Genomic DNA, 1,749 nt, shown 5'->3' with positions numbered 1-1,749 from the left:
CTGCCCGGTCACTTCCCCGCCCTCGGCGGCGGACGCGCCGTCAGCGACCGGCCCCGCGATCATCGCCGTGTTCATGGCGCCCTTGGCGTCAGGGCCGGCATAGGTGGCTTCGAGATCGATGATGTCGCGAAGGAAGATTTTGCCTTCGTTGAGTTCGTCGCGCCAGATGATGATGGCCTGGAAGGTCAGCGGGCTTTCGCAGAGGCCTGCGATCATCGCCTCGCGGCCGGCCTCGATGCGTTTTGCAATCGCGATTTCGCCCTCGCGAGAGAGCAGCTCGACGGTGCCCATCTCGCGCAGGTACATGCGCACGGGATCGTCGGTGCGCTCGCCCGGCTCGGATTTCTTGACCTCGGTGACGGCCTTCTGCGTGACCTCTACAAGCTCGTTGTCGGTCTCGTCGTCGGTGTCCTTGTCCTCTTCTTCGCCGTCGACGTCGTCGGCCTCGGTGACGTTGATGCCCATGTCCGAGAGCATCGACATGATGTCCTCGATCTGCTCCGGCGAGGTGGTGTCGGAGGGAAGCACTTCGTTGAGCTGATCGAAGGTCACGAAGCCGCGCTTCTTGGCCTGCTTGATCATCTTCTTGACGGCAGCATCCGAGAGGTCAAGCAAGGGCGACGGCGCATCCGCCTGTTCCTTCTCGGGGGCATCCGCTGCCTTGTCGTCTTTTTCCTTGTCCTTAACCTGCAGCGTCTTTGCCTTGGTGGCCATTCATCAAGCTCCCGAAACGCGCTTCACGTGAGGCCGGCGTTACGACGCGCGCCTCTCATGATCCACTGACGTCACAAGCGCGACAGCTTCCCATTGTAGAAGCATTCGCACTCAATCTCTTCGCTTGAGCAGGATCAGGAAAACCGTTACGTCCTCCCCGACCATACTCATGATACGGAAAGGGCGGCGCAACATGTCGCCACCCCATAATTCCGCATTAGTCCGCCCTGACGGTCTGCACACCTAATAAGGGTGTGCCTATTAAGTTTCGCTTAACCCTGTTTTTGCAGCCAAACCATGGATTTGGCGAGTCTTTTTGCGGGCCCGGCCCGAACCGTCCGCATGATTCTTTCATCACACGCTGCGCTGGAACCGGCCCGACAGCTCACCAAATCCCTCGATCAGGGCCTCAGTGCCGTCGGCTTCTGCCATTCGTGCCTGGATGTCCCGCAGCCACGCCCAGTTCGCCTCGCTGGAATCTTCGGCGTAAGCCTCCTCGGCGTCCTTCTTTTCCCTAAGTAATGCATGTGTTTTCTGATGCAAGGCAACGAGTTGCCGCCAGGTGGAAAGAACATCCTCGCGTGCGGCGCCGACTTTGACGCCCCACACCGCCTGGGTCGTGATCGCCCGCTCAACCCTTTGAAGAATTTGTGAAAATCCGCCCGCATCGAGGTCGGCCCGCATTTTTTCGGCCTGCTCTTCCTCATCGGGAGAATGGTGGTGGTCGTTAGCGAAGGCGGCGATGATGCCGGCACGGAGCTTGTGGGCCTCAGGGTAGGCGAGCTCGAGAGCCGCGACCTCCTCCAGATGCTCGTGCAATAGCCAGGGATGGTTGATCAGGGTCTGCAGGATCAGGGCCTCGCGGCGGGACAGCGCGCTGCGCTGGCCGCGCATGATCGGGCTGTTGGCGAGCTGCGGGCTCGCCGCCTGGTAGGGGCCGCGGAGAAGCCCCTGGGTCTGGCCGGCTGGCGGGCCGAATCGGCTGCCGCCCGGGGCGCGAGGGGTGAAACGGCGGGGTGAGTTCGCCGCCTTTGG

The 1,749-nt window shown here is 61.9% G+C and carries 1 protein-coding gene and 1 pseudogene; both read right to left on the bottom strand.

From position 1 onward, the window contains the following. Positions 1–714 (bottom strand): RNA polymerase sigma factor region1.1 domain-containing protein (locus CWO89_RS43875; protein ID WP_283813593.1); only part of this gene is annotated, 714 nt, incomplete at its 3' end. A 354-nt stretch (positions 715–1,068) separates the two neighbouring features. Further along, positions 1,069–1,749, bottom strand: a pseudogene (locus CWO89_RS43870) (DNA primase); the annotation flags it as partial.

It is taken from the genome of Bradyrhizobium sp. Leo170 (genome assembly GCF_004296405.1).
Classification (GTDB): Bacteria; Pseudomonadota; Alphaproteobacteria; order Rhizobiales; family Xanthobacteraceae; genus Bradyrhizobium.
The sequence above is the reverse complement of the archived record's forward strand: the minus strand, read 5'-3'. Positions and strand labels throughout refer to the sequence as shown.